Below are 23,109 nucleotides of genomic sequence, written 5' to 3'. Positions count from 1 at the left end.
TTGTTACAAATTCCGGAGAGTGACCAGTGAGCGACCACGCATCGATTCAAGTCGACCTGGTGGTCGAGGGAGTGGACGCAACTTTTCAAGTCCTGCGCCTCGGAGGCCGAGAGGCGATGAATGAGCTCTCGACGCTGGAAGTGGAGTTCACGACCACGGAGGACGTGCTGGGCCTGGATCCCCGCGGACTCGATCAGTTGTTTGGTAAGGCGGCGACGGTCGCCCTCGTGGACCGTCGTGAGTCACACACCCGCACCCTGCCGTTGATGATCCTGGCGGTCGAGTTGGTGGAAGAAACCATCAACGGTGAGCTACGCATCGAACTCAGTCTGGTCCCCCGGATCCAGCTACTGGCGGAGCGCACCGGCCACGCGATCTGGGTTGACAAGAGCACCCAGCAGATTGTCGAGAGCTTGCTCGAGAATCAGGGGTTGGGGGGAGGCGAGCTAGATGTGCGCCTCAGCCAAGCTTACGAGCCTCGTCCCCAGTGCGTGCAGTATGCCGAGACGGAGTGGGACCACGCACTGCGTCTGCTCGCGGACGAGGGAATTTCCGCATGGTTTGATACGGAGCAAGAGGCACCCATTTGGGTCTTGGCGGACACTCTCGAGGCCTGCGTGGACATCGAAGGCGATGCCGTGTTGCCGTTCGAGGATGGAGCGGCGCACACCCAGCTTCGGCAGTTCACTGAGTTCGAACTGGAAGCCAACTGGTGCACCGGAAATGTCCACTTGCGAGACGACGACGTGCGCCAGCCCGAGGTCCCTATCGAAGGCAAGCTCGAGGACGGCGAGGGTCTCTACTTCGCCTACCCCGCCAGGCTCGTCAACGGAGACCAAGCAGCGCAGCGGGCGCGGGCGCGCCTGGATCAGCTGAGGCGCTTCGAGCTCGTTGCCAGGGGCTCCTCGGACTGCGTCAGGTTGCAGCCGGGGCGCATCTTCGAGCTGTACTCGGAGCAAACGGAGCTAAATCAGCGCTACTTGATCGTTTCCGTGGAGCATCGCTTCGTCGAGTCCACGCCTGGCAAGGAGCAAGCGGCGGGCTACACGAACCGGGTCTTGATGGTGCCCGCAGGGCGCTTCTTCCGACCAGCCATTCCGGAGTGGCCAACGCTACCGGGGCTTGAGCCGGCGACGGTAACGGGGCCAGCCGGGGAAGAAATCCATGTCGACGACCTGGGCGCGGTCAAGTTGAAGTTCCCCTGGGACCGTAGCGACACCATGGATGACACCACCTCGACCTGGGCGCGGACCATGCAACAGAACCTTGGCGGCAGCATGCTGCTTCCGCGCATGAATTGGGAAGTGCTGGTCGCGTACGCCCATGGCAACCCGGACCAGCCACGGGTCCTGGGTCGGCTTTACAACGCGGAGGCTGCGCTGCCCTACTCGCCAAAGGGTCAAAGCGCCTCGACTTCGTTCCAGACGGCGAGCTCTCCCGGCGGTGGCGCCGTGAATGAACTAAAAATGGGCGACTCCGCGGGGAAAGAGTCGATGAGCATCAACGCCGCGAAGGACCAGAGCGTGGTCGTCGGTGGCGACGCCCTCACGACGGTTGCGGGAAACGAGGATCACACGGTGGCGTCTTCATCGACCCTCACGTCAAAAACGCACTCGCACTCGGTCGGCGGCGCCCACAACATCGATGTAGGCACGGACTACACCATCCAGGTCGGCGCACGCTCGGAGACCATTGGTGGTGTCGAGATCAACAAGGTCACCGGCTCTCGCATCGTCAAGGCAGGCGGGGCGTACCAAGAAGTGGTTGGGGCGCTCCAGGCGACTCAGTGCATCAACGCAAACCTCGAGTGTGCCGCGCTGGCGAACCTCGTCGGCGGGGCCATGATTCACGCCGCAGGTGCCGGCGCCAACGAAACGGTGCTTGGAGCTCGCTCACACGTGGTCGGCGCCGTACGCGGGATCAACTGCGTGAACTACGAGGAGAAGGTCCTCGGCGTCAAAGCCATCACGTCCGGCGCTAGTCTCCTACAAGCAGGCGCGGGCAACGCCACGCAGGCGCCGGTGATCAACCTGAGCATGACCGCGCTGACCGCGAGCGCCGCGGCGGACGTCGTGTTTGACGGCGCGACGATCAGTATCGAAGCAGCCAGCCTCACGGCACCTGGAGGCTCCATCTCCGGCGGCACCCTGAAGGTGGTCGGTTCCGAGGTCAAAGGCTCGATCACCCGCAAGGGAGTCAGTGAGTTGGACGCGTGATGGACTATGAACTCAGTCTGGACGGCTGCCCAACCCTCGGCGTCGAAGTCGAAGTCACGGAACGCCTCCACAGCCCGTGGGTCGCGCTCGTGCGAGTCGCTCCGCTGGCCGCCAGCACCGCCGCTGAGCTGCCACCCGAGCAGCTGGTCCGCGAGTGGCTAGGCCGCCGAGGCACGCTCGGGCTGCGCCCTGAAATTGCCCAAGATTGCGAACTGCCTGCGCCGGTCAAGCAGGGCATCGTGCGCGCCGTACACCTGACCCGAGCGGCCCTCGAACTGGAGTTCGTGGCACCGCTGGCGTTGCTCGGGCTCGGTCAGGATCAGCGGATCTTCCTCGAACTCGACGCGCTCGAGATCGCCAGTCAAATCTTTCAGGAAGCGACGATCCGCGTTGAGAATCGCTGTGGGAGGGCACTCGCCAAGCGTCGACAATGCGTGCAGCACTGGGAGTCCAGGCTGACGTTCGTTTCACGCATCCTCGCGGAAGAGGGCATCGTCTACCACTGCGCTGCGGACGGCTCGAACGCCGTGGTGCTGCTCGATTCGCCTGACGCCTTCGACGGCGACCCTGCACCCCTGCTGGTGCGCCGCGAAGCCGGGCTCACGACGAGCAGCCGCGCTGTCAACGACGCCCGGTTGCGCTACCGACGCCGCACGGAGAGCGTGCTCCTGAACGAGTGGAACTACGAAGCGCCGTCGGCGGACCTCGCGTCTCCCGCTGGAGACAAATCAGCGCTTGAGTACTACCAGTTTCACGCCGACTACAAGGACACTGAGCAGGGCAAACAGCTCGCCCAGCTGACACTTGAATCCCTGCGGCAAGACACCCGGGTCCTGCAGGGGAGCACGCCCTGCAGGGAGCTCGTGCCAGGCAGGAGCGTCGAGGTGGAAGCCGATGAGAGCGGACTGCGCGGGCGCTGGCTCGTCACTTCCGTGAGCTACGTCAGTCAAATCACGAGCGACGCATCCCCTGCTACCGGCGGCGAGCAGCGCTTCGTGTGCGAGTTTCAAGCCGTCCCTGGCGAAGCGGGCTTCCGCCCCAAGCAGCAGACCGTACCCAGCGAGTTCATCACCAGTTCACTGGTGGCGGGAGCGGATGGAGACGAGATCCATCCCGACGACCAGCTCCGAGTGAAGCTGCGTCAGCACGCAGATCGTCGCGGCGCGGACGGGGACCGGGATGCGGCATCTCCTCCCAAGGACACGGACTCCACCTGGTGCCGCGTGGTTCAACCCAACATGAGCGGCAGCATGCTGATCCCCCGCGTTGGTTGGGAAGTGATCTGTGGTCACTGGGGTAAAGGCTCCGACGAGCCGCTGGTACTTGGCCGCATGGTGAACGCGTTGTTCCCTCCCCCAAACCCCCTGCCTGCGCAAAAGACCTTCACCGCGTTTGGAACTCGCAGCACACCCGCGGGCGGCGGAAAAGGCAATCGCGTGGCCTTCGACGACACGAAGGGCAAAGAGGGCATGCACTTCAATGCCGGCAGCGACCTGACGGACAAGACGGCCAACGACAAGACCACCACCGTCACTGCCAGCGAGAGCCACAACGTGAGTGGGAGCCGCAACGTTGCGACCGCGCAGGTGTACACGAAGAGCACCTTGGGCGCCGAAACCTATTCCGTGGGGACACGCAACGTGAAGGTGGCCTCCAACAAGACCATCAACGCAGGCGCAGAGACGATCGTCATCGGCGGCGCGCGCATCTTCTGCGTGGGCGGTGAGCAGGGCATCGAAGCTGCCACGCTCGTGCGCTGTGTCGCAGGACTCAAGACGGAGCTGCCGGTCGGCGGTGAAGCGCGCAAGGTCAAAGGCTCGAACGTCACCGTGATTGGCGGCGCGCTACTCCAGGCAGCATCGACCTCGGGCGTCAGTGTCGCTGGTGTGAACAACGAGGCGGTCGCGGGGCCCAAGGTCGTGAGCTGCACCAACTACGCGCTGAACGTCACCGGCGTGCTGACGGAGAGCTATGGCGCACGCTTGATTCGCGGCGCCGGGGTGGATCACATCGGCAAGGGGGCGATCAACATCAACAACAGCGGCGCCGCGACGCTGAGCGGCGCCAACGTCGTGTTTCAGGCCAGCGGGAAGATCACGATCAAGGCCGGGGGCTGCACCATTTCCATCACCCCTGGGAGCGTGGAGGTCGACGGAAACTTCGAGTCCTCTGGCGAAGCGAGCAACTCCGCCAGCCAAAAATACGGTTAAATCCCGAACACTTACAGCTCTCCCGCAGCACCCTGGTTGGACCGGGACACGCGAAACGCGCTTTCTGAGAAAAGCGCGCAACCAGCTCGAGCGCTGGCCGATGAGGATGCATGGCCAAGCCCCGAGCCCTGCGCGCCGTCCCCTCGCTCAAGACCACCCGGAAACGGGGAGCTGCGACCCAGCTGACCCCGGGCGCGCTCTACGGGGGCTTCGTCGAGCTGGCTGCGGCCTCGACCTACTCCGTCCGCTTGCTAGACGGCGAGCTGGTTCAAGCAGAGCTGGCACCGGGCGTCGAGGCGAGCTTGATCCAGGACGTACTCCAGCGCCGCGCAATGGTGCTGGTGAGCCCCACGCAGGACAGCTTGCTCATCCTGGGCGCGCTGCAGACGCGCATGACCCCCGGCGTGAACGCCGAAGGCGACCTCGAGGTGCGCGCGCGCCGGGTGAATGTCCAGGCGGACGAGGAAGTTCGGTTGCGCAGCGGTCAGAGCGAGCTCCAGCTCGAACAACGAGGGCGCATGCGCCTGAACGGCGAACGCCTCTACATGCGCGTCCACGCCAACGTGCGGGTGTACTCCGCCAAGGTGGAGCTTCCCTGATGGGCACCACCTATTCCAAGCGGAAAGCCCTCACGACGAAGGTCTCCATCCCCTTCATCGCGCCCCCGACGCCCAGCAACATTCCCCCGATGCCGCCTCCAAAGCCTGACGGAGTGCCGGCGCCCTTTCCCCACACGGCCAAGCCTAGCTCCGCCAGCAAGCCCTCCACCAAGCTAATCGTTGGTAAAGGTAAGCAGATCGTTCCTGGCAACAAGTTCGATGTAGATCCTCCCGGCAACAACCCATCGAACCCTTGCCCCGTTCACGATCTGGTGACCGGCAAGATCAACAAGAAGTTCGACATCTGAGCGCGTCATGGGAACGACAGCAAGCGGCGATGACGTCGAGGGCTCGACGACGTCAGGCAACAACGAGGGTGTGGTCAAGGCGCCTCACACGTCGGCCGACATGGCGCCGGGGCAGTCTTCCTCGAAGACGAAGGGCGGAACTGCCAACGCCAGCACGGACTCAACGAACGCCCAAGCACCCCACGGCGCGAGCGTGGATGGCCCCCGGGGGACGGACTCAGCGAATAGCTCGCCAACAGCGGCCGGGAATCACGCACCAAAGAAGGGGTTGGCCGACCCGGTAGACGCCTGGACGGGGCACGTCTTCGAAACCGTCCAAGACCTGTGCATCGCCGCTCCCCAGCAGATCCCCACGAAAACGCTCTCCCCTGACCTCCCTGGGCAGAGCGGCAACGGCGCCTGGCCTTTCGGGTTCACGCGCCACTACGACTCCGGCGCCGCGAACGAGTCACTGCCGTTCGGCCCCGGTTGGAGCCACGGCTTCGATCAGTTCATCTTCGAGACTGCAGGCCGTTTGTCCTGTCGCCGTCCCGATGGGCGCTACCTGGACCTGGGAGACGCGCTCATCCGATCGCCAGATCGACCGCAGAGACTGCGGGGTGCCAACCTGGAGGCGACCCGCCAGGGTGACTACATCTACCTGCGAGAGCTGCGGGGTAGCCGGACGTACACCTTCACGCGTTTCCCCAACCAAAAGCTTGCGAACTGCTGGTGGTTGACAGCGATCACCGATGCCCGAGGGAACGGCATCGATCTCTACTACGACCGCACAGGGTCGGTCCCGTCGCTGAGCCGCGTCATGGATCGCAGAGGTTGGAGCTTCCTCCTCGAGTACGACCAGACGGGACGGATCAGCGCGGTGTGCCTGCTGAAGTCTGCAGCGGGAGGCGAAGCCATCGAGGTCGCCAAGACTCGTTACGAGTACCACGAGGCGGGCGAGCTCGCCCGAGTCGTCGACGCCGACTCAATCCGCACGGAATACATCTACGACGGCTTTCACAGGCTGAGCAAGGCGCGCTTCCCGCTCGGGCTCGAGGTCAACTGGCAATACGACGCAAGCGGCTTCTGCAAAAAAACCAGCGGTTCTGGCGGTTACTACCACCGAGAGCTGACCCGCACCTCCCTCGACTGCACGGTTGCGACCGGCAATAGCAGCGCTGAGGAGTTCCACTTCGGGCCGCAAGGCCAGCTCCTCATCGAACGCGCTCTTGACGACCGCCTGCGGACCGAGCGGGAGTACGACGAGGACCTGTTCGTCACCAAGCAGGCCAACGCAGCGGGTGAGACTTGGGAGTACGAGTACGACAGCCTCGGCAACAAGACCCGTGAGGTAGATCCCGCGGGAAACGTCACGCAGTGGAGCTACTGGCCCGGCTACGCAAGCATCAAGTCGGACGCTGGTCAATTCACGGAAGCCTGGTACGACGACTTCGGCGACCTGATCCGCACACGAGATCGTGGGGGGGAGGAGCGCTATTTCGCGCGCGATCAACAAGGACGGATCACAGCCGTTTACGCGGGCAGCGCTGACCCAAACGATCGCGGCGTACTACTGGAGAAGCGCTTCTACGACGAGCAAGGGCTACTCCTGTATCGAGAAGACGCTCGTGGGCTACGCACGAGCTACCAGTACGACGCGCTCGGCTACGTGGCCCAGCGCACGGACACGTTCGGCGACGGACGAGCGAGCCGCACGTGGACCTATCAGCACGACGTCTACGGCCGCCTGCTCGTCCAGACATTTCCCGACGGTAGCGCCGAGCGCTTCGAGCACACCGCTCACGGCTTGGTGACACGGTCTGTCGACGCCGCCGGTCGGACGACTCACAGCACCTACAGCACCACAGGCAAGCTCCTGAGCCGCCGGCGACCTGACGGAGCGGAGTGGCACTACCGATACGACCTCGAAGACCGCCTGGCGAGCATCACGAACCCACGCGGAGAGGAGCATAGCTATCGATACAATCTCTCGGGGCAGCTCACTGGGGAAGACACCTTCGACGGTCGCAAGCTGAGCTACAGCTACGACCTCGCCGGGCGGGTGCAACGCATCGAGCGCAGCGACGGTACGTATCGCGAGTTCACGTACGATCCGCTAGGCAACGTCCTGGAGGAGACGACCAGCAGCGGCAAGCTGACCTTCGAGCGGGACTCCCATGGTCGCGTGATGAAGGCGACCGCTGAGGACGCCCAGGCCACCATCGAGACTCACTTCGAACGCGACACGTTGGGACGCGTGATCTGCGAGCGCATCGGCCCTACTGATGAGTTCGAACTCCGCTGGGCCTACGACTCCCGCGGGAGAGTAAAGAGCCGCACCGCCCTCGGCGAGCGCACAGAATACGAGTACGACGTGGCGGGCGACCTGTGCGCAGTGGTGCACCATCCGAAGGGTGGTGTCGCGGTTCGCACCCACGTGCAGCGCAACATCGATGGCCTCGAAGCACGTCGCCTCGCGGAAACACTTCAGACGCTCCCTGAAGGCAACCATCAGATAATCCAGGCGCCCTTCGCCATCGACAGTCAGTACGACGTGCAAGGGCACCTCGCCGCGCGCCGGGTGGTCGTGCCGGACGGCTTGGCTCTGGCGCCGAACCGCGCCGCCCGCTACCAACTCCCCCCCTCGCCCAACCCCCAGTGGAAGAACGCCAGCGAGCGCCGTTTCAGCTACGACAACTGCGGCCGCCTGAGCCGCTCCGACGATGCGATCTGGGGCGGTCAGCGTTTCCGCTACGACGCCGCCGACCGTCTCGATACCGCCGAGCGCGAGCGCTTGGTGGAGCACTACGACTACGACGCCGCGGGGAGCGTCGACGCGAGCCTGCGCACCTTTGACGGGCAACCCTTGTGGGGCCACTTGCCGGCGCCTGCAGCTCATGACGCCACGCAGGCCCAGCTCCCGCTGGCAGCTGACCCAGCGCTGCCTCCTGACTGGTTCAAGGCGCTCGGCTCGCCCGCCATTGCCTACACGGATCGCGGCAACAAGCTGATTCGCCACGGCTACTACGACTACGAGAACGACGCGCTGGGCCGACTCGTTGCCCGACGGAATCGCCAGAGCGGCGAGACCACGGAGTTCGAGTGGGACGTCTGGGACCAGCTGCGTGAAGTACGCCGCCCCGACGGCTACCGCGTCCGCTTCGACTACGACGCCTGGGGCCGCCGCGTGCGCAAGCGCGTGCTGCCGCCGCCGCCGAAGCCCGAGCAGCTCATTCCGGTGCTGGCCAAGCTATTCAGCGGAGAAGAGCTCGACCCCAGCGAAGCGCCGGAGCAGCGCCCGGAATACGAGGTAGCCTACCTGTGGGACGAAGACGAGCTGTGCGGCGAGAAGCACGGCAGCGGCTGGCAACGTGTCCACGTGCACGTCGCGGGGCACGCAGTCGTCGGGCGAGAACACGAGCCGAGCTACGTCCCGTTCATCCAGAGCCAGGACGGGCAAGTCTACCAGGTCATCGTCGACCACCTGGGGACGCCCAAGGAGCTGTTGCGAACCGACGGCAGCATCGTCTGGAGCGCCGCCCACAGCGCCTGGGGCGAAACCCTTGAAGTTTGGCGAGCGAACGTCGAAGCTACGACGCCCCTGGAGTCCCCGTTCAGGCTCCAAGGACAATACTGGGATCATGAGACTGGTCTCAGTTGTACGAGGTACCGCTACTTTGACAATTCGTTAGGAAGATGGCTCTCTCCGGATCCTCTCGGAACTGCTGGAGGGTACAACCTGCTAGGGTTCAATGGGCGCGCCGACGCTGGTCAGTGACCCAGCTGGGGTTGAAGGCGGAGGGTAAGAAGGCACACTCGGGGGATCCGAGTGTTGAGAGCCCGGGGAAGCGGAAGGAATGCGAGGCGGGGAGGCAGGATCCGCCGAACACCTATCGCGACAAGAACGACAGGCTGAGGATCGCCTCGGGAGAAGGAAAAGGGCAGTTCGCAAAGGATCCGCACGCCGGCGGCGCGGACAAGCCAACCCACCACGCGAAGGAGGGCCCCTACGGTCCCGCGGAGGGCAAGAAGATCAAGCTGCCCGACGATGCCGACGTCAAGCTGAAGGACGGCTCAACCAAGAAGGCGAAGCAAGCAGCCGAGGACCGGAAGAAGCACCTGGACGAAGCGCAGAAGTCCCGGGACAAGGAGGCCAAATCCAAGAAGAAGGCTGAAGAGGCACGCGAAGGGCGACGATGAGGCCGCCGCCAAGCACGACGCCGACGCGGCGAAACACGAGAGCAAGGCCAAGAAGAACGAGCAAGCTGCTCGGGAGCACTCGAAGCGCTCGGCGACGCCGCGACCGACCACGCCGTCAAGGAGATGTTCCCGCCTCCCAAGGAGGTGACTCCAGTCAAGAAGGGGCAGGGCGCGAACACCTTCGACAACGTCTACAAGGTCAATCCGCCGCCACCGGACTACGTCATCGCCGAGAGCAAGGGCGGCGCCGGCACCAACAGCTCCTCGCGGAAAGGCGACAACCCAGGCGAGCGCTACGAGCAGGGAACGCCGGAGTACAGGAATCAGCTGTTGGAGAAACAAGGCGAGGACGTGAACGCGCCCCAGGAACAACGAGACATGGCCCTAGACGTTCGAAATGGCGAGGCGGACGCCGACTACATCAAGGTGACCCAGCCGTTCGACAAGAACGGCGACCTCAAGAGACCAAGGTCAGCGAGTATGACGACCAGTCGTACGACGCCGACGGCAACCCCATCCAAGACCATGACCAAACTCAAACTGAAACGCCACCCGCTCCACGACTTCTATGCTGAAGGCGAAGTAGCGAGAGACCGAGAGCGCTGGATGGCAAACTGGCGAGGCCGCGCGGTTGTTCAGGCGCACAAGGACCCTCGCAGGCCCGGAGACATGGCGCCGCTTCAGCGAAGGAGCGCCAACAAGATGCTCCTGATCGACGACGTCCAGTCGTTCTGGGGATTCCTGAGCGCCTCGGTCGACTACGCCGTTGCAGGCTTCAGGCTCTGGTACGCGCCCGGAGAAGTGGAGGTCGAGCTCTGCGGACAGACATTGCGTCTCCCTGGGGCAATACCCGGCCTCGGAGCAACCCCGCGACTGGTGGCACGCCGTGGCCTGCGCGAAGATCCTCAGGCGCGCAGAAGCCGTGCAATCGCTCCTTGCGTATGACCACGCGAAGTTCAAGCGGATTCCCGGCCAGCGTGATGGATATCAGCTCTCCCTGGCCGCGGCGCTCCGGGACTTCTGGCTCGACTCGCCGGACTTCGACGCTCACGCCACCGAGACCGACGAGCAGAGCGCGCCAGGGTCGCCACCATTTCGGGCCCACGACTGGCGAAGCTCGATCTGAGCAAGCTGGATGTCGCGCGCGCGATCCGCGCGGCTGATGAGGCCGCCTTCAACCAGGCTGCGCTCGACGCCCTCAAGGCGTTCAAGGCGCTCTGGGGCACCGGGAAGAACAAGTCACACCCGGACAGCTATCACGACTGGCTCGGAACCGCGCTTGCGATCGACGGCGAGTCCCGCGGACTCACCTACGCGGTCGAGTCGGACTATACGCCGCGTTGGCTGATCGACGGACCACCTGCCGGCCTGCTCGAGCATTTCAAGACGCTCTACGAAGTGACGGGAGAGAGCTAACCATGTCACGCGGGATCATGATCTACAGCGTCGATGAAGCGGCGCTGAAGGCCGCCCTGGGGAGCAACGACCCGGAGCTCCTCGACCGCCTCGAGAAGGTTTGCTCGGACAGCACCTGGCCGCAAGCCATGCAGCTCGTCAAGGCAGGCGCTTGCCGCGGGGATGCAGAACAGCAGATCTTCGCCTTCGAGGCGCTCTGTCAGCACTTTGGCGTGGAGCTCGACAACGGCGCCGTCTCACCCATCCGTCAGGCGACGATCCAGGACGCCGACCAGGCGCTACTCGCCCACCCTGCGCGCTCTCGCTGGACCAGCTGGTGTACGGCCACGGAGTCTTCCCGTTCACCCCTGGCCAGCGACTTTCTAATTCGGGCACTGGTCGGAGGACCAAGTGAGAACCGCCGCACCATTGCTGAGGACCAGCCACCCGAGCACGACGATGCGGACCTGGAGTCCATCCTGCTCCAGCGTCTCCGATTGGATCACCATCGCGCACGCCCGCAACAACGCCCTCTTCGGCTTCATCTACTAACCCCTCCGCCCGCGCGCGTAAGGCAGCGAGACGCGGCCGGCGCCGGGGAGGGGCGGACGCGCAAGATTTCAGGACATCACGTCCTAGCTCTTTGAAACCTCAAGCTGTTTCCCTCGGCACTAGCGGCCGGGGGAGGCAACCCTGCCGCTCGGAACTGCTGGAGGGTACAACCTACTAGGGTTCAATGGGTCACCGACGCTTGTCAGTGACCCACTGGGGTTGAAGGCGGAGGGACACCACGCGGATGGTGGCAATCCAGTGTCGAAAGCCCTGGGGGGGGACGCGAAAGAGCAGGCGGGGAGGCAGGATCCGCCGAACACCTATCGCGACAAGGATGGACGCCTGCGCCACGCGGATGGCCCAAAGAAGGGCAAGTTCGCCAAAGACCCGAACGCCGGCGGTAGCGACAAGCCGACACACTACGCAAAGGAAGGACCCTATGAGCCAGCGGGCGGCAAGCAAATCAAGCTGCCCGATGACCATGAAGTGAAGATGAAGGGCGGCGGCACCAAGAAGGCCAAGAAGGCTGCTGAAGATCGCAAGAAGCACCTCGACGAAGCGCAGAAGTCACGAGACAAAGAGGCCGAATCCAAGAGGAAGGCAGAAGAGGCGCGCGAGAAGGGAGATGAGAGCGCCGCAGCGAAGCACGACGCGGACGCCGCAAAACACGAGAAGAAGGCGAAGGAAGACGAGCAAGCCGCGCGAGAACACTCGGAAGCCCTTGGCGACGCGGCAACCGAACACGCGGTCAAAGAGATGTTCCCACCGCCGACGGAGGTGACGGAAGTCAAGAAAGGCTCGGGTGCCAACACCTTCGACAGCGTCTACAAGATCGATCCGCCGCCACCAGACTACGTCATCGCCGAGAGCAAGGGCGGCGCTGGCACCAACAGTTCCTCACGGAAAGGTGACAACCCTGGAGAACGCTACGAACAGGGCACACCAGAGTACAAGAATCAGCTGTTGGACAAGCAGGGGAACGACACGAGCGCCCTCCCAGAGCAGCGAGACATGGCCGCCGACGTACGAGAAGGCAAGGCTGACGCCGACTACATCAAGGTCACTCAACCCTTCGACAAGAACGGCGACCTCAAGGAAACCAAGGTCTCCCAATACGAAGACCAATCCTACGACGCGGACGGGAATCCGCACCCGAAACCATGAGCAAACTGAACCTAAAACGACACCCTCTCGACGACTTCTACGCGGAAGGCGAACTCGCAAGAGCCAGGGAGCGAACGTGTTCGAACACTCGAGGTCACACAGCCGTCCAAGCGCGCAAGGACTCCCGTAGACCTGGTGACCTCGCGCGCCTTACGCGGACAAGTGCCAACAAGATGCTCCTCATCGACGACGTCAACTCCTTCTGGGAGTTCCTGAACGCGTCCGTCGACTACGCGGTCGCCGGGTTCAAGCTTTGGTACGCTCCGGGCGACGTCGAGGTGGAGCTCTGCGGCCAGCAGCTACGTCTCCCCGGGGCAACGCCAGGGCTTGGCGCGACTCCGAGGGACTGGTATCACGCCGTGGCCTGCGCAAAGATCCTCCGACGGAAGGAGGCCGTGGACTCGCTCCTGACATACGACCACAGCAAGTTTGCGCGCATCCCCGGCCAACGAGATGCCTACCAGGTCCCCTTCGCCGCCGCGCTGCGAGACTTCTGGCTGGACTCGCAGGAGTTCGAGGCCCATGCGACTAAGACGGAGGAACTCGGAGCTCCGGGGGTGGCGACCATTTCCGGACCACGCTTGGCAAAGCTCGATGTCAGCAAGCTCGACGTCATGCGTGCGATCCGCGCGGGGGACGCTTCGACATTCAACGACGCGGCGCTTCAATCGCTGAAGGCGTTCAAGGCCTTCTGGGGCACCGGCAAGAACAAGTCGGACCCGGACAGCTATCACGACTGGTTGGGCACGGCGCTGGCGATCGACGGTGAGGCGCGTGCCATGACCTACGAGGTCGAGTCGGACTACACGCCGCGCTGGCTCATCGATGGCCCCCCTGCCGGATTACTCGATCACTTCAAGACGCTCTACGAAGCTCCACCCACGGCCTGAGCATGTCCCGCGGAATCATGATTTACAGCGTCGACGACGACGCCCTGAAACGTGCCTTGGGCAGCAACGACCCGGACCTGCTCGACGCGCTCGAGAAGATCTGCGGTGACGACACCTGGCCCCAGGTGATGCAGCTCATCAAGTCAGGTGCTTGCCGCGGGATGCGGAGCAGCAGATCTTCGCGTTCAAGGCGCTCTGCAAGTACTTCGGGGTCGAGCTGGACAATGGCGCCGGTCGCCCATCCGCCAGTCCACCATCCAGGACGCGGACCAGGCGCTGCTGGGGCACCCGTGCGGGCTCTCCTTTGATCAGCTTGTGTACGGCCACGGCGTCTTCCCGTTCAGCTTGGCCAGTGACTTCCCCCAATTTGGGCACTGGTCTGCGGCAAGCGTTCGGGCAGCCGCGCCAGTCCTCGAGCAGGATCCCCCAGAGCACGCCGACGAGACCTTGGAGGCTATTCTCCTCGCCGTCTCCGACTGGATCACCATCGCGAACGCACGGAATAACGCCCTCTTCGGGTTCATCTACTAACCCCCTCCGCCCGCGCGCGCGAGCGGTAGCGAGACGCGGCCGGCGCCGGGAGGGGGCGGACGCGCAAGCTTCTCAGGACGCTTTGTCCTAGGTCTTTGAAAGCTCAAGTCGTTTCCTCCCGGCACTAGCGGCCGGGGGGAGGCAACCCTACATGAGACTGGTCTCAGTTGTACGAGGTACCGGTACTTTGACAATTCGTTAGGGAGATGGCTCTCTCCTGATCCGCTCGGAACCGCGGGTGGCTACGACCTGCTAGGCTTTAACGGGGCACCAACACTGGTCAGTGACCCACTGGGGTTGAAGACCAAGGGCAAGAAGACACGCCAGAAGCCCCCAGCCAAGGCCTCGCCGAAGCCGCGGCAGACTCCGAAGAAAAAGGGGAAGGGCAAGGGCGATCCGCCCGGAACCCACCGCGACGGAGACGGAAAGCTCCGAAACAGTAAGGGACAGTACGCGAGCGATCCCAACACTCCCGACAAGCCCACGCACTACGCGAAGGAGAAGTCGTACAAGCGGGCGGAAGGGAAGAAGATGGAACTCCCGGCCAACAAGAAAATACAGACCAAGGACGGGAAGAAGACGGCTAAGCAGGTCGCAAGCGAGCGCCACGCGGAACTACAAAGCGCAAAGAAGGCCAAGAAGGCCGAGGAACGGGCGAAGCAGAAGGCCGCCGAGGCCAAGAAGAAGGGTGACAAGGCTGCTGCGAAGAAGCACGAGGCCGAGGCCGCGAAGCAAAAACAGAAGGCGAAGGAACACGAGCAGAAAGCCCGAGAACACTCCGAAGCCCTAGGCGACGCTGCAACGGATCACGCCGTCGGCCAAATGTTCAAACCGCGAAAGGCCGAACCGGTCGCGAAAGATCGAGGGCCGAACACCTTCGACAACACCTACGAAATCAAGCCTAGTCCGCCACCGCCGAAATACGTCATTGCGGAGAGCAAGGGTGGTGAAGGCAAAAACAAGTCTTCTCGCAAGGGTGACAATCCGGGTGAGCGCTACGAGCAGGGCACACCAGAGTACAAGAATCAACTGTTGGACAAGCAAGCGACGGATCCGAAGGCATCGGATGCGCAACGCGCTATGGCGACCGATATTCAGGATGGCGCTCCAGCAGACTACGTCAAAGTAACTCAGCCATTCGATGCGGATGGCAACCCCAAACCAATCAAGGTTACGGAGTACGAGAATCAGTCGTACGACGCTGACGGCAACAAGCATCCAAAGCGAAAATGACCGGACACAAGGTAACAAGGCACAAGCTGGACAACTTCTTCGCGAAAGGAGAACTCGAGCGGAATCGACAACAAACGGCCGATACAACACGTTGGCGCGCGGCACAGCTTGCTGTTGAGGATTCGGGCAAGCCAGGACACCTCGCGTCAATTGCGCGCACCCGTGCCAACACCATGCTCCTGATCGCCGACGTGAACTCCTTCTGGGAGATACTCAACGCGGCGGTCGACTACGCAGTTGCTGGCTTCAGACTTTGGTATACCAAGGGCAACGTCGAGGTCGAGTTGTGTGGGCGCACGCTTCATATCCCCGGGGCAACGCCCGGCCTAGGCGCAACCCCACGCGATTGGTGGCTAGCGGTTTGCTGCGCCAAGATCCTACGGCGCCCCGAGGCCGTGGCATCGCTGCTCGAATACGATCACAAGAACTTCAAACGCATCCCCGGGCAGCGGGATGACTACCAGCTGGCTCTCGCTGCGGCTGCGCTGGCCTTTTGGACCGAAGGCAAGGACTTCGAGAAACGGGCAACGAAGACCGAAGCGCTGAGTAGCCCGGAAAAAGCGACGATCTCGGGCCCACGCCTAGCCAAGGCGGATACATCAATCGTCGCTGTCATGCGAAGCATCCGTTCGGGTGAGCAAGCGGCGTACACGGAGTCTGCGGTCGCGAGTTTGAAGGCGTTCAAGGCATTCTGGGGAGCTGGCAAGAACAAGTCGGCACCAGACAGCTACCATGACTGGTTCAACATCGCGCTAGCCATCGAGGCAGAGCTCCAGGGTCTGAAGTTCGAGGTCGAGTCCGACTACACGCCACGCTGGATTATTGATGGCCCTCCCGTGGGGCTCCTCGACCACTTCAAGACCCTCTACCACTCACCGCCTAAGGCCTAGAAGCATGGGACGGGGAATCATGGTGTACAGCGTCGATCAGGCAGCCCTCGAGAAGGCGCTTGGGAGCAACACTCCAGACCTCTTGGAGCAACTCGAAGCCAAGTGCGATGACGACATCTGGCCGCAGGTCATGCAACTCCTCAAGTCGGGCACGTGTCGTGGACGCGCCGATCAGCAGATCTTCGCCTTCGAAGCGCTCTGTCAGCACTTTGGCGTCGAGCTAGACAACTCAGCCGTGTCGCCAATTCTGCTCGATACCATTTCGGAGGTCGACCGCGCGTTGCTCGCGCATCCTTGTCAGCTCTCGTTTGAAGACCTCGTGTACGGGCAGGGAGTGTTCGAGTTCTATGAAGCGAGTGACTTCCCCCAGTTTGGGCACTGGTCGACCGAACGATTGAGGGCAGCCGCTCCGCTTCTGGAGCGACAGCCCCCTAAGCACAGCAACCCCGACCTAGAGGATATCCTCCTAGCGGTCTCCGACTGGGTCACGGTCGCAAACGCGAGAAGCAACGCCCTCTTCGGTTTCATCTACTAACCCCCTCCGCCCGCGCGCGCGAGCGGTAGCGAGACGCGGCCGGCGCCGGGAGGGGGCGGACGCGCAAGATCTCAGGACGTAACGTCCTAGCTCTTTGAAAGCTCAAGCTGTTTCCTCCCGGCACTCGCGGCCGGGGGGAGGCAACCCTACATGAGACTGGTCTCAGTTGTACGAGGTACCGCTACTTTGACAATTCGTTAGGAAGATGGCTCTCTCCGGATCCTCTCGGAACTGCTGGAGGGTACAACCTACTAGGGTTCAATGGGTCACCGACGCTTGTCAGTGACCCACTGGGGTTGAAGGCGGAGGGTAAGAAGGCACACTCGGGGGATCCGAGTGTTGAGAGCCCGGGAGCACGCAGCGGCAGCCACACCAAGAGAGCCCGTGAAGACTTCCCGGACCTGCACCCGCAGAAGAAGAAGGACGATTCCGCTCCCAAGACGGGGGACAACAAGCTCAACTCCGATCATCTTACCCCAGAGCAGAAAAAAAGGCTCTTATGCCGAATCCGGGCAGACTCATCGAGTTTCCGCGCGGCGCCTGACACGGTCCTCGCAGCTTGAGATCGCGTGACCGTCTCAAGAGCCGAGGATCATGCCAGGCGCCGGTTGGTTCATGCCGCAGCGCTGGTTGGTGCCGCCAGCCCCAAAGCGAGGAAGCGATCCGCTCCTTGAGCGGTGCGGACAGGGTTTGCGGTGATGAACTGCAGCTTGCGGAATAGGTATTGGTGGTCGCGGTAGCCTCGGCCGCGGCGGACGAGCGTCTCCCAATTGTTGTTGAGCGCCTCGAGGCGACCGGTGGGCGGCCGATGCTCTGCCAGCGCGACGATGCCATCGTAGTGGCCGCGTAAGGAGTCGTGGAGCTTTCGCATCGGAACGTTCGATTTCTTTTCTGTGCGGTAAAGTATGTGCTGAAGCGCTTTCCGCATGGTTGCGCCATCCGGGGCTTTGAGTGCCTCACGCAGTTCCTCGAGCACCTGGTAGGCGCGCATCAGTTTGTTGTTCAGGGCGAACAGCTTGTTGAGCTTGATTTGGTCTTCCTCGCCAAGTCGCTCCCACGGTCTCAGTACCAGCCAGCGTGTGCCCCGACCGATGGCGCGCAGCTCCGGTCCCGCACGGAAGAAAATCTGCCGCCTCAGCTCGGTAACAGCTTCGCCGGCGCGCTTCATGATGTGGAAAGGGTCGTGAACGATCGCCGCGTGAGCCAGTTGCTCGTCGCTGCGAATCGCCGCATGAAACGGCTTGTGCATGTCGCAGGCGAACAGCTTGATCTTGGACTTCTTTTCCGCCGTCAGTGTGTCGAGGAAACGTTTGACGTCCGCCTCGCTGCGACCGTAACCAATCCAGACAGGCTCCCCGGAGCGGAGGTTGCTCGCGATGGTGACGAACTTGTGCCCGCTCTTGTGGCGTCGTCCCAGCCACTTCTCATCGAGCCCCACCTCCTCGAGCGGGCTTTCGGGTCTGGTGGAGTGCCACCGCTCGAAGGCAGCGACCTCGGACCGGCGCACGGTCCGCCATGAGAGTCTGTACTTGACCGCGACATGCGTCAGCGGCATCGACAGCGCATCCAACGCCAGGTGGTGCTGTAAGCGCCGAGTTTGCCGTTGCTTCGGGTCGGCCCAGGCAAGTAGTTCCGTGGGGCAGCTGCCACATGCCTTGCACTTGACTCGCTCCGGCGCATACTCCAGAACCACGCGGTGCCCGATGGCCGGCAGCTCCTCCCAGCGGCGCACCTTCCCACGCTCGTGGAGCTTCGAACAGATCGCCAGGCAGTGGCTGCACCGAGCGGCCCAGCGGCGCTCAAGCTCGATCACAAGCACCGCGTCGGCCGGGACGTGGTTTCGAAGCGGGACGATGGCCCTCCCGTCCGCGCTTTCCCAGCGCCAGCTCCTCACCTTCCATCCTCGGTACCCAAGAATCTGCGTGATAAGATCTCGCTGCCGACCCATCGCTGGTCACCTCCCATTCCGTTGCAAGCACGCAGCGGCAGCCACACCAAGAGAGCCCGTGAAGACTTCCCGGACCTGCACCCGCAGAAGAAGAAGGACGATTCCGCTCCCAAGACGGGGGACAACAAGCTCAACTCCGATCATCTTACCCCAGAGCAGAAAAAGCACTTCGACGCGCGCAAAGATGAGGCAAAGAAGAAGCTCGAGGCAGCGAAGACCGACGATGAGCGACGTCAGGCTTATGAAGAGCTCCTACAAGCCCGGTACGAGACGAACGCTTGCTCTCGCGAGAACCGCGGCATGGATCCTGAGGACCCTGCCGCGTGGCGCAAGCAGCACGACCAAGTCGAGGAGAACGGTGAACGTGGACGCGAGCTCGAAAACAAGGTGCTCGACGAACTCGGACTAGAGAACAACAACAACAAGAGTCCTCCTAAGGAGTACCCGACCGAGAATGATGGTGAGAAGACTCGCCCAGACGCCACATCAGACAAGCCAACCGCTTTCGAGGACGGACGCGAGAACGGCGCGGTAGTGGACGTCAAGTCTCAATCGAATAAACCTACAGAAGACGGGAAACCACGTACGCAAAACAACTCGGCACAGCTCCGAGGGCAGCAGGCAGGCGCAGAACAAGATGGGAAAACACCCGTGGTCGTGATGGCGTCCGACGACCCCAATAACTGCCGACCGAGCGGCCCGCTTGCCGGGGAGTCGAAAGTCTTACATCGAGACAAAGACGGCAACTATCGAGAATGGCAACAGGACCCAAACAACCCAGCCGACAAGGGACAATGGGGCGAACCCATGCCAGCAAAAGACGCAGTTCCTCTGGTGGGTGGAGACCCGGCGAAAGCCGAAGCCCACAGGAAGAAGCAAGAAGAAGAGAAGCGGCAGCAGCAAAGTGGAGCCGCCTGAGCAGGTAAGAGATGGCCGACAAACTATTCGCACGACTATTCACCATGTCTCGGGTGTACGAACCCACGCTACTCGACGGCTGGCTCGGCCGACTGGAAGCCGATCCGACCATCGCTCCGACCCACGCGCAGATCGGGATCCGTCGGACCCCCTATGACCCCGTAGACGTGCGAACAAGAGTGCAGCAATACAAGCCAGTTGAGCTCACCAGAACCAAAGCCCCGAAATACACGATTCATTGTAAACAAGACGCCTGGACGCTGAGCAAGCTCTACTTGGACCTCGACGGGCCTCTTCGCGAGCCACACTTCGAAGCCTGGTGGTCGGCACTGAACGACATCGCGTCACTCTTCCAAGTGGACTACGGTTTTATCCACGTCGACTGGCGAACGAGAGATACCAAGGAAACCCCAGAGTTCTCGCAGGGCCTGGGGATGGACATCTCGGATCTTCGTGGCTACGGTCCCGGCACCATCTTTGCCCGAACCTGGTACTCACCGTTCTTGGTCGACCTAATTGGGCCGCAGGCAATCTCCAGATTAGGGCACGTCAGTAAGACTGACACCGGAGTAACAATCGTTGACTTGGTCGAAGGCCCACCATGGAAAGCAACCTTCGAAGACCTCGACGCGGCGCGCGCCAAAGCTTGCCGGGTACTCGCGGAGGTCGGTCTTCGAGGCGACTTCTCCAAGTACCCCCGCCCAAAGCCCCCTGCCTGGCAACTAGATCCGAGCTGGAATCTCAAGCATGACAAAACTACCTAATGCATGGATCGCTGTTCGTGGCACCGATACGGTCACTGAAAGCGGTGGCGGCGCGGGCCAGGACTTTACGGCCGAAGATCTGAGCGACGTTCGTTTGCGCGACCTTCAGCTCGAGAGCTGCAAATTCGACCAAGCAGTATTCGACGATTTCCGCGCGATTGAGGTCAACTTTTTTCAATCATCCTTTCGCTGTGCGGATCTAACCAATGCCCGCCTCTTCCAGTGCAACCTGTCGAGTTGCGACTGCGATAGCGCGATCTTCGTCGGCTCAATGCTCGGCTCCAGCATCGTCCGTGAAGCGGTGTTGGCCGGGTGCGACTTCACTCACGCTGACGTGTCCAGCGTGGACTTCTTCAAGTGCGATCTGACGGCCGCCACTTTCGACGGTGCAACCGGTGAAGGGACGTACTTCTGGCAGGCGGACATTACCGATTCCACTTTCGAGAAGGCGAACCTGGCGCGTAGCAATTTCAAAGGCGCGAACCTAACTCGTGTCATCTTCGTCAACGCGGACGTCTCCCATTGTGCGTTCGATGGCGCCACACTGGTCGATGCGGACTTCCGCGGAGCAAAGCTCGATGGCGCTACCTTTGCAGGCGCCGACATCACTGGGGCTAAGTTCGATTCAAACGTCAGCATCACGCCGTAGGCGAGGCTGCATCCAGCCCCACTAGCGAACACGCAGAATAGCGCGCTGTTCGCGTTCATCTACTAACCCCCCTCCGCCCGCGCGCGCGAGCGGTAGCGAGACGCGGCCGGCGCCGGGAGGGGGCGGACGCGCAAGCTTCTCAGGACGCTTTGTCCTAGCTCTTTGAACGCTCAAGGCGTTTCCTCCCGGCACTAGCGGCCGGGGGGAGGCAACCCTACCGCTCGGAACCGCTGGAGGGTACAACCTACTGGGGTTCAATGGGTCGCCGACGCTTGTCAGCGATCCGTTGGGGTTGAAGGCGGAGGGGCACCATGCGGACTGCAACAATCCGTGTGCCACGTCCCCGGGGAAGCGGAAGGAATGCGAGGCGGGGAGGCAGGATCCGCCGAACACCTATCGCGACAAGGATGGACGCCTGCGCCACGCGGATGGCCCAAAGAAGGGCAAGTTCGCCAAAGACCCGAACGCGGGCGGTAGCGACAAGCCAACACACTACGCAAAGGAAGGACCCTATGGTCCAGCAGAGGGCAAGCAGATCAAGCTGCCCGATGACGCCGAGGTCAACCTGAAGGACGGAAGCAAGAAGTCCGCGAAGGACGCCGCCAAGGACCGCAAGGATCACCTGAACGAGGCGCAGAAGTCACGAGACAAAGAGGAGAAGTCCAAAAAGAAGGCGGAGGAGGCGCGCAAGCAGGGTGACGACGATGCCGCCGCCAAGCACGATGCCGACGCGGCCAAGCATGAGAAGAAGGCGAAGGAACACGAACAAGCCGCACGCGACCATTCGGAAGCGCTCGGGGATGCCGCGACCGACCACGCGGTCAAACAGATGTTCGAACCTGACAAGACGGTAGAGCCGGTCAAGAAGGGTTCTGGAGCCAACACCTTCGACAACGTCTACAAGGTTAATCCACCGCCACCAGACTACGTCATCGCCGAGAGCAAGGGCGGCGCCGGCACCAATAGCTCCTCAAGGAAAGGCGACAAGCCTGGTGAACGCTACGAACAGGGCACGCCTGAGTACAAGGACCAGTTACTAGGCAAGCAGGCCAAGGACGCGAATGCGCCCCAAGATCAACGAGACATGGCGAAGGACGTTCGAAGCGGCGAGGCCGACGCCGACTACATCAAGGTAACTCAACCCTTCGACAAGAACGGCGACCTGAAAGAAACCAAGGTCTCCAAGTACGACGACCAATCCTACGACGCGGACGGCAATCCGCACCCAAAGCCATGAGCAAACTCAACCTAAAGCGTCACCCACTTCACGACTTTTATGGCGACGGCGAAGTAGCCCGCGACCGAGAGCGCTGGGTCAAGAATTCAAGATGGCGCGCCGCGGTTCAGGCGCGAAAAGACTCCCGAAGACCCGGTGACCTGGCTCCTCTCCAGCTCACGACCGCCAACACGATGCTCCTCATCGACGACGTCAACTCTTTCTGGGAGTTCCTGAACGCTTCTGTCGACTATGCCGTGGCTGGCTTCAAGCTTTGGTATGCACCGGGCGACGTCGAAGTCGAGCTTTGCGGCCAGCAGCTGCGTCTCCCCGGGGCAACGCCTGGGCTTGGCGCGACGCCCCGAGACTGGTGGCATGCAGTCGCATGCGCCAAGATCCTGCGGCGAAGTGAGGCCGTCCAGTCTTTGCTTGGGTACGACCAAGGGCAGTTCCTGCGCATCCCGGGCCAGCGGGATGCGTACCAGCTGGAGCTCGCCGCCGCGCTGCGAGACTTCTGGCTCGACTCGCAGGAGTTCGAGGCCCATGCGGCTAAGACGGAGGAACTCGGAGCTCCGGGTGTGGCCACCATTTCCGGACCACGCTTGGCAAAGCTCGATGTCAGCAAGCTCGACGTCATGCGTGCCATCCGCGCGGGGGACGCTTCGACATTCAACGACGCGGCGCTTCAATCGCTGAAGGCGTTCAAGGCCTTCTGGGGCACCGGCAAGAACAAGTCGGACCCGGACAGCTATCACGACTGGTTGGGCACGGCGCTGGCGATCGACGGTGAGGCGCGTGCCATGACCTACGAGGTCGAGTCGGACTACACGCCGCGGTGGCTCATCGATGGCCCCCCTGCCGGATTACTCGATCACTTCAAGACGCTCTACGAAGCTCCACCCACGGCCTGAG

At 62.6% G+C, this 23,109-nt stretch carries 22 protein-coding genes and 1 pseudogene; 21 read left to right on the top strand and 2 right to left on the bottom strand.

The genetic code is table 11. The annotated features are described in order from the left end of the window. The first annotated feature begins 26 nt into the window (after positions 1-26). From tssI (H6718_11570) to H6718_11520, 11 genes are all read left to right on the top strand, one after another. Positions 27-2,216, top strand: a complete 2,190-nt coding sequence (gene tssI, locus H6718_11570) for a type VI secretion system tip protein VgrG (protein MCB9586029.1) — start codon at positions 27-29, stop codon at positions 2,214-2,216. Next, positions 2,216-4,426 (top strand): type VI secretion system tip protein VgrG, encoded by a 2,211-nt coding sequence (gene tssI, locus H6718_11565; protein ID MCB9586028.1) that lies wholly within the window; start codon positions 2,216-2,218, stop codon positions 4,424-4,426. The genes tssI (H6718_11570) and tssI (H6718_11565) overlap by 1 nt, the downstream gene beginning before the upstream one ends. A gap of 110 nt (positions 4,427-4,536) precedes the next feature. Beyond that, positions 4,537-5,025, top strand: a complete 489-nt coding sequence (locus H6718_11560; GenBank protein ID MCB9586027.1) for a hypothetical protein — start codon at positions 4,537-4,539, stop codon at positions 5,023-5,025. After that, positions 5,025-5,333 carry a hypothetical protein gene (locus H6718_11555; GenBank protein ID MCB9586026.1) on the top strand — a complete coding sequence of 103 codons (309 nt, stop codon included), beginning with the start codon at positions 5,025-5,027 and terminating at the stop codon, positions 5,331-5,333. Before H6718_11560 ends, H6718_11555 begins: the two co-directional genes overlap by 1 nt. Before the next feature lie 7 nt (positions 5,334-5,340). After that, a complete protein-coding gene (locus tag H6718_11550; protein MCB9586025.1) occupies positions 5,341-9,090 on the top strand; it encodes an RHS repeat protein in 3,750 nt (1,249 codons plus the stop codon). Next, positions 9,087-9,512 carry a hypothetical protein gene (locus H6718_11545; protein ID MCB9586024.1) on the top strand — a complete coding sequence of 142 codons (426 nt, stop codon included), beginning with the start codon at positions 9,087-9,089 and terminating at the stop codon, positions 9,510-9,512. Before H6718_11550 ends, H6718_11545 begins: the two co-directional genes overlap by 4 nt. 123 nt (positions 9,513-9,635) lie before the next feature. Then, a complete protein-coding gene (locus H6718_11540; GenBank protein ID MCB9586023.1) occupies positions 9,636-10,457 on the top strand; it encodes a hypothetical protein in 822 nt (273 codons plus the stop codon). A 39-nt stretch (positions 10,458-10,496) separates the two neighbouring features. Further along, entirely contained in the window at positions 10,497-10,928 is a 432-nt protein-coding gene (locus H6718_11535; GenBank protein ID MCB9586022.1) for an immunity 49 family protein, read from the top strand. Positions 10,929-10,930: 2 nt separating this feature from the next. Further along, on the top strand, positions 10,931-11,554 hold the full coding sequence (locus H6718_11530) for a hypothetical protein (GenBank protein ID MCB9586021.1): 624 nt from the start codon (positions 10,931-10,933) through the stop codon (positions 11,552-11,554). A gap of 163 nt (positions 11,555-11,717) precedes the next feature. Next, positions 11,718-12,623: a hypothetical protein gene (locus H6718_11525; protein ID MCB9586020.1), complete on the top strand. Its 906-nt coding sequence runs from the start codon at positions 11,718-11,720 to the stop codon at positions 12,621-12,623. Positions 12,624-12,796: 173 nt separating this feature from the next. After that, the gene (locus tag H6718_11520) at positions 12,797-13,513 is read left to right on the top strand and encodes an immunity 49 family protein (protein ID MCB9586019.1); all 717 of its coding nucleotides are present in this window, start codon (positions 12,797-12,799) and stop codon (positions 13,511-13,513) included. A gap of 138 nt (positions 13,514-13,651) precedes the next feature. On the opposite strand, the gene H6718_11515 is transcribed toward H6718_11520, so the two are convergent. Further along, positions 13,652-13,840, bottom strand: coding sequence for a hypothetical protein (locus H6718_11515; protein MCB9586018.1), 189 nt, complete (start codon positions 13,838-13,840; stop codon positions 13,652-13,654). On the opposite strand from H6718_11515, the gene H6718_11510 reads away from it, so the two are divergent. The 5 genes and pseudogenes from H6718_11510 (at position 13,829) to H6718_11490 (ending at position 17,265) form a co-directional block, all read left to right on the top strand. Then, positions 13,829-14,044, top strand: coding sequence for a hypothetical protein (locus H6718_11510; protein ID MCB9586017.1), 216 nt, complete (start codon positions 13,829-13,831; stop codon positions 14,042-14,044). The genes H6718_11515 and H6718_11510 overlap by 12 nt on opposite strands. A gap of 195 nt (positions 14,045-14,239) precedes the next feature. Then, positions 14,240-15,277: pseudogene (locus H6718_11505) on the top strand (hypothetical protein). Positions 15,278-15,450: 173 nt separating this feature from the next. Then, on the top strand, positions 15,451-16,167 hold the full coding sequence (locus tag H6718_11500; protein MCB9586016.1) for an immunity 49 family protein: 717 nt from the start codon (positions 15,451-15,453) through the stop codon (positions 16,165-16,167). Between the two features lie 4 nt (positions 16,168-16,171). Further along, complete coding sequence (locus H6718_11495; GenBank protein ID MCB9586015.1) at positions 16,172-16,702, top strand: hypothetical protein; 531 nt, start codon at positions 16,172-16,174, stop codon at positions 16,700-16,702. A 107-nt stretch (positions 16,703-16,809) separates the two neighbouring features. After that, entirely contained in the window at positions 16,810-17,265 is a 456-nt protein-coding gene (locus H6718_11490; protein ID MCB9586014.1) for a hypothetical protein, read from the top strand. A 50-nt stretch (positions 17,266-17,315) separates the two neighbouring features. On the opposite strand, the gene H6718_11485 is transcribed toward H6718_11490, so the two are convergent. Further along, positions 17,316-18,596 (bottom strand): ISL3 family transposase, encoded by a 1,281-nt coding sequence (locus H6718_11485; protein ID MCB9586013.1) that lies wholly within the window; start codon positions 18,594-18,596, stop codon positions 17,316-17,318. A gap of 75 nt (positions 18,597-18,671) precedes the next feature. Here H6718_11485 and H6718_11480 point away from each other — a divergent pair, with 75 nt between their 5' ends. The 5 genes from H6718_11480 to H6718_11460 all read left to right on the top strand — a co-directional run bounded on the left by H6718_11480 (position 18,672) and on the right by H6718_11460 (position 23,108). Continuing rightward, positions 18,672-19,568 (top strand): hypothetical protein, encoded by an 897-nt coding sequence (locus H6718_11480; protein ID MCB9586012.1) that lies wholly within the window; start codon positions 18,672-18,674, stop codon positions 19,566-19,568. Between the two features lie 11 nt (positions 19,569-19,579). Then, entirely contained in the window at positions 19,580-20,332 is a 753-nt protein-coding gene (locus tag H6718_11475; protein ID MCB9586011.1) for a hypothetical protein, read from the top strand. Further along, the gene (locus tag H6718_11470) at positions 20,316-20,981 is read left to right on the top strand and encodes a pentapeptide repeat-containing protein (GenBank protein ID MCB9586010.1); all 666 of its coding nucleotides are present in this window, start codon (positions 20,316-20,318) and stop codon (positions 20,979-20,981) included. The genes H6718_11475 and H6718_11470 overlap by 17 nt, the downstream gene beginning before the upstream one ends. A 292-nt stretch (positions 20,982-21,273) precedes the next feature. Further along, positions 21,274-22,218, top strand: coding sequence for a hypothetical protein (locus H6718_11465; protein MCB9586009.1), 945 nt, complete (start codon positions 21,274-21,276; stop codon positions 22,216-22,218). Next, positions 22,215-23,108, top strand: coding sequence for an immunity 49 family protein (locus H6718_11460; GenBank protein MCB9586008.1), 894 nt, complete (start codon positions 22,215-22,217; stop codon positions 23,106-23,108). Before H6718_11465 ends, H6718_11460 begins: the two co-directional genes overlap by 4 nt. Position 23,109 lies beyond the last annotated feature (1 nt).

The organism is Polyangiaceae bacterium (assembly GCA_020633205.1).
Taxonomy (GTDB): Bacteria; Myxococcota_A; Polyangia; order Polyangiales; family Polyangiaceae; genus JAHBVY01.
Note: the sequence above shows the minus strand (reverse complement) of the source record. Positions and strands in the feature narration are given on the sequence as shown.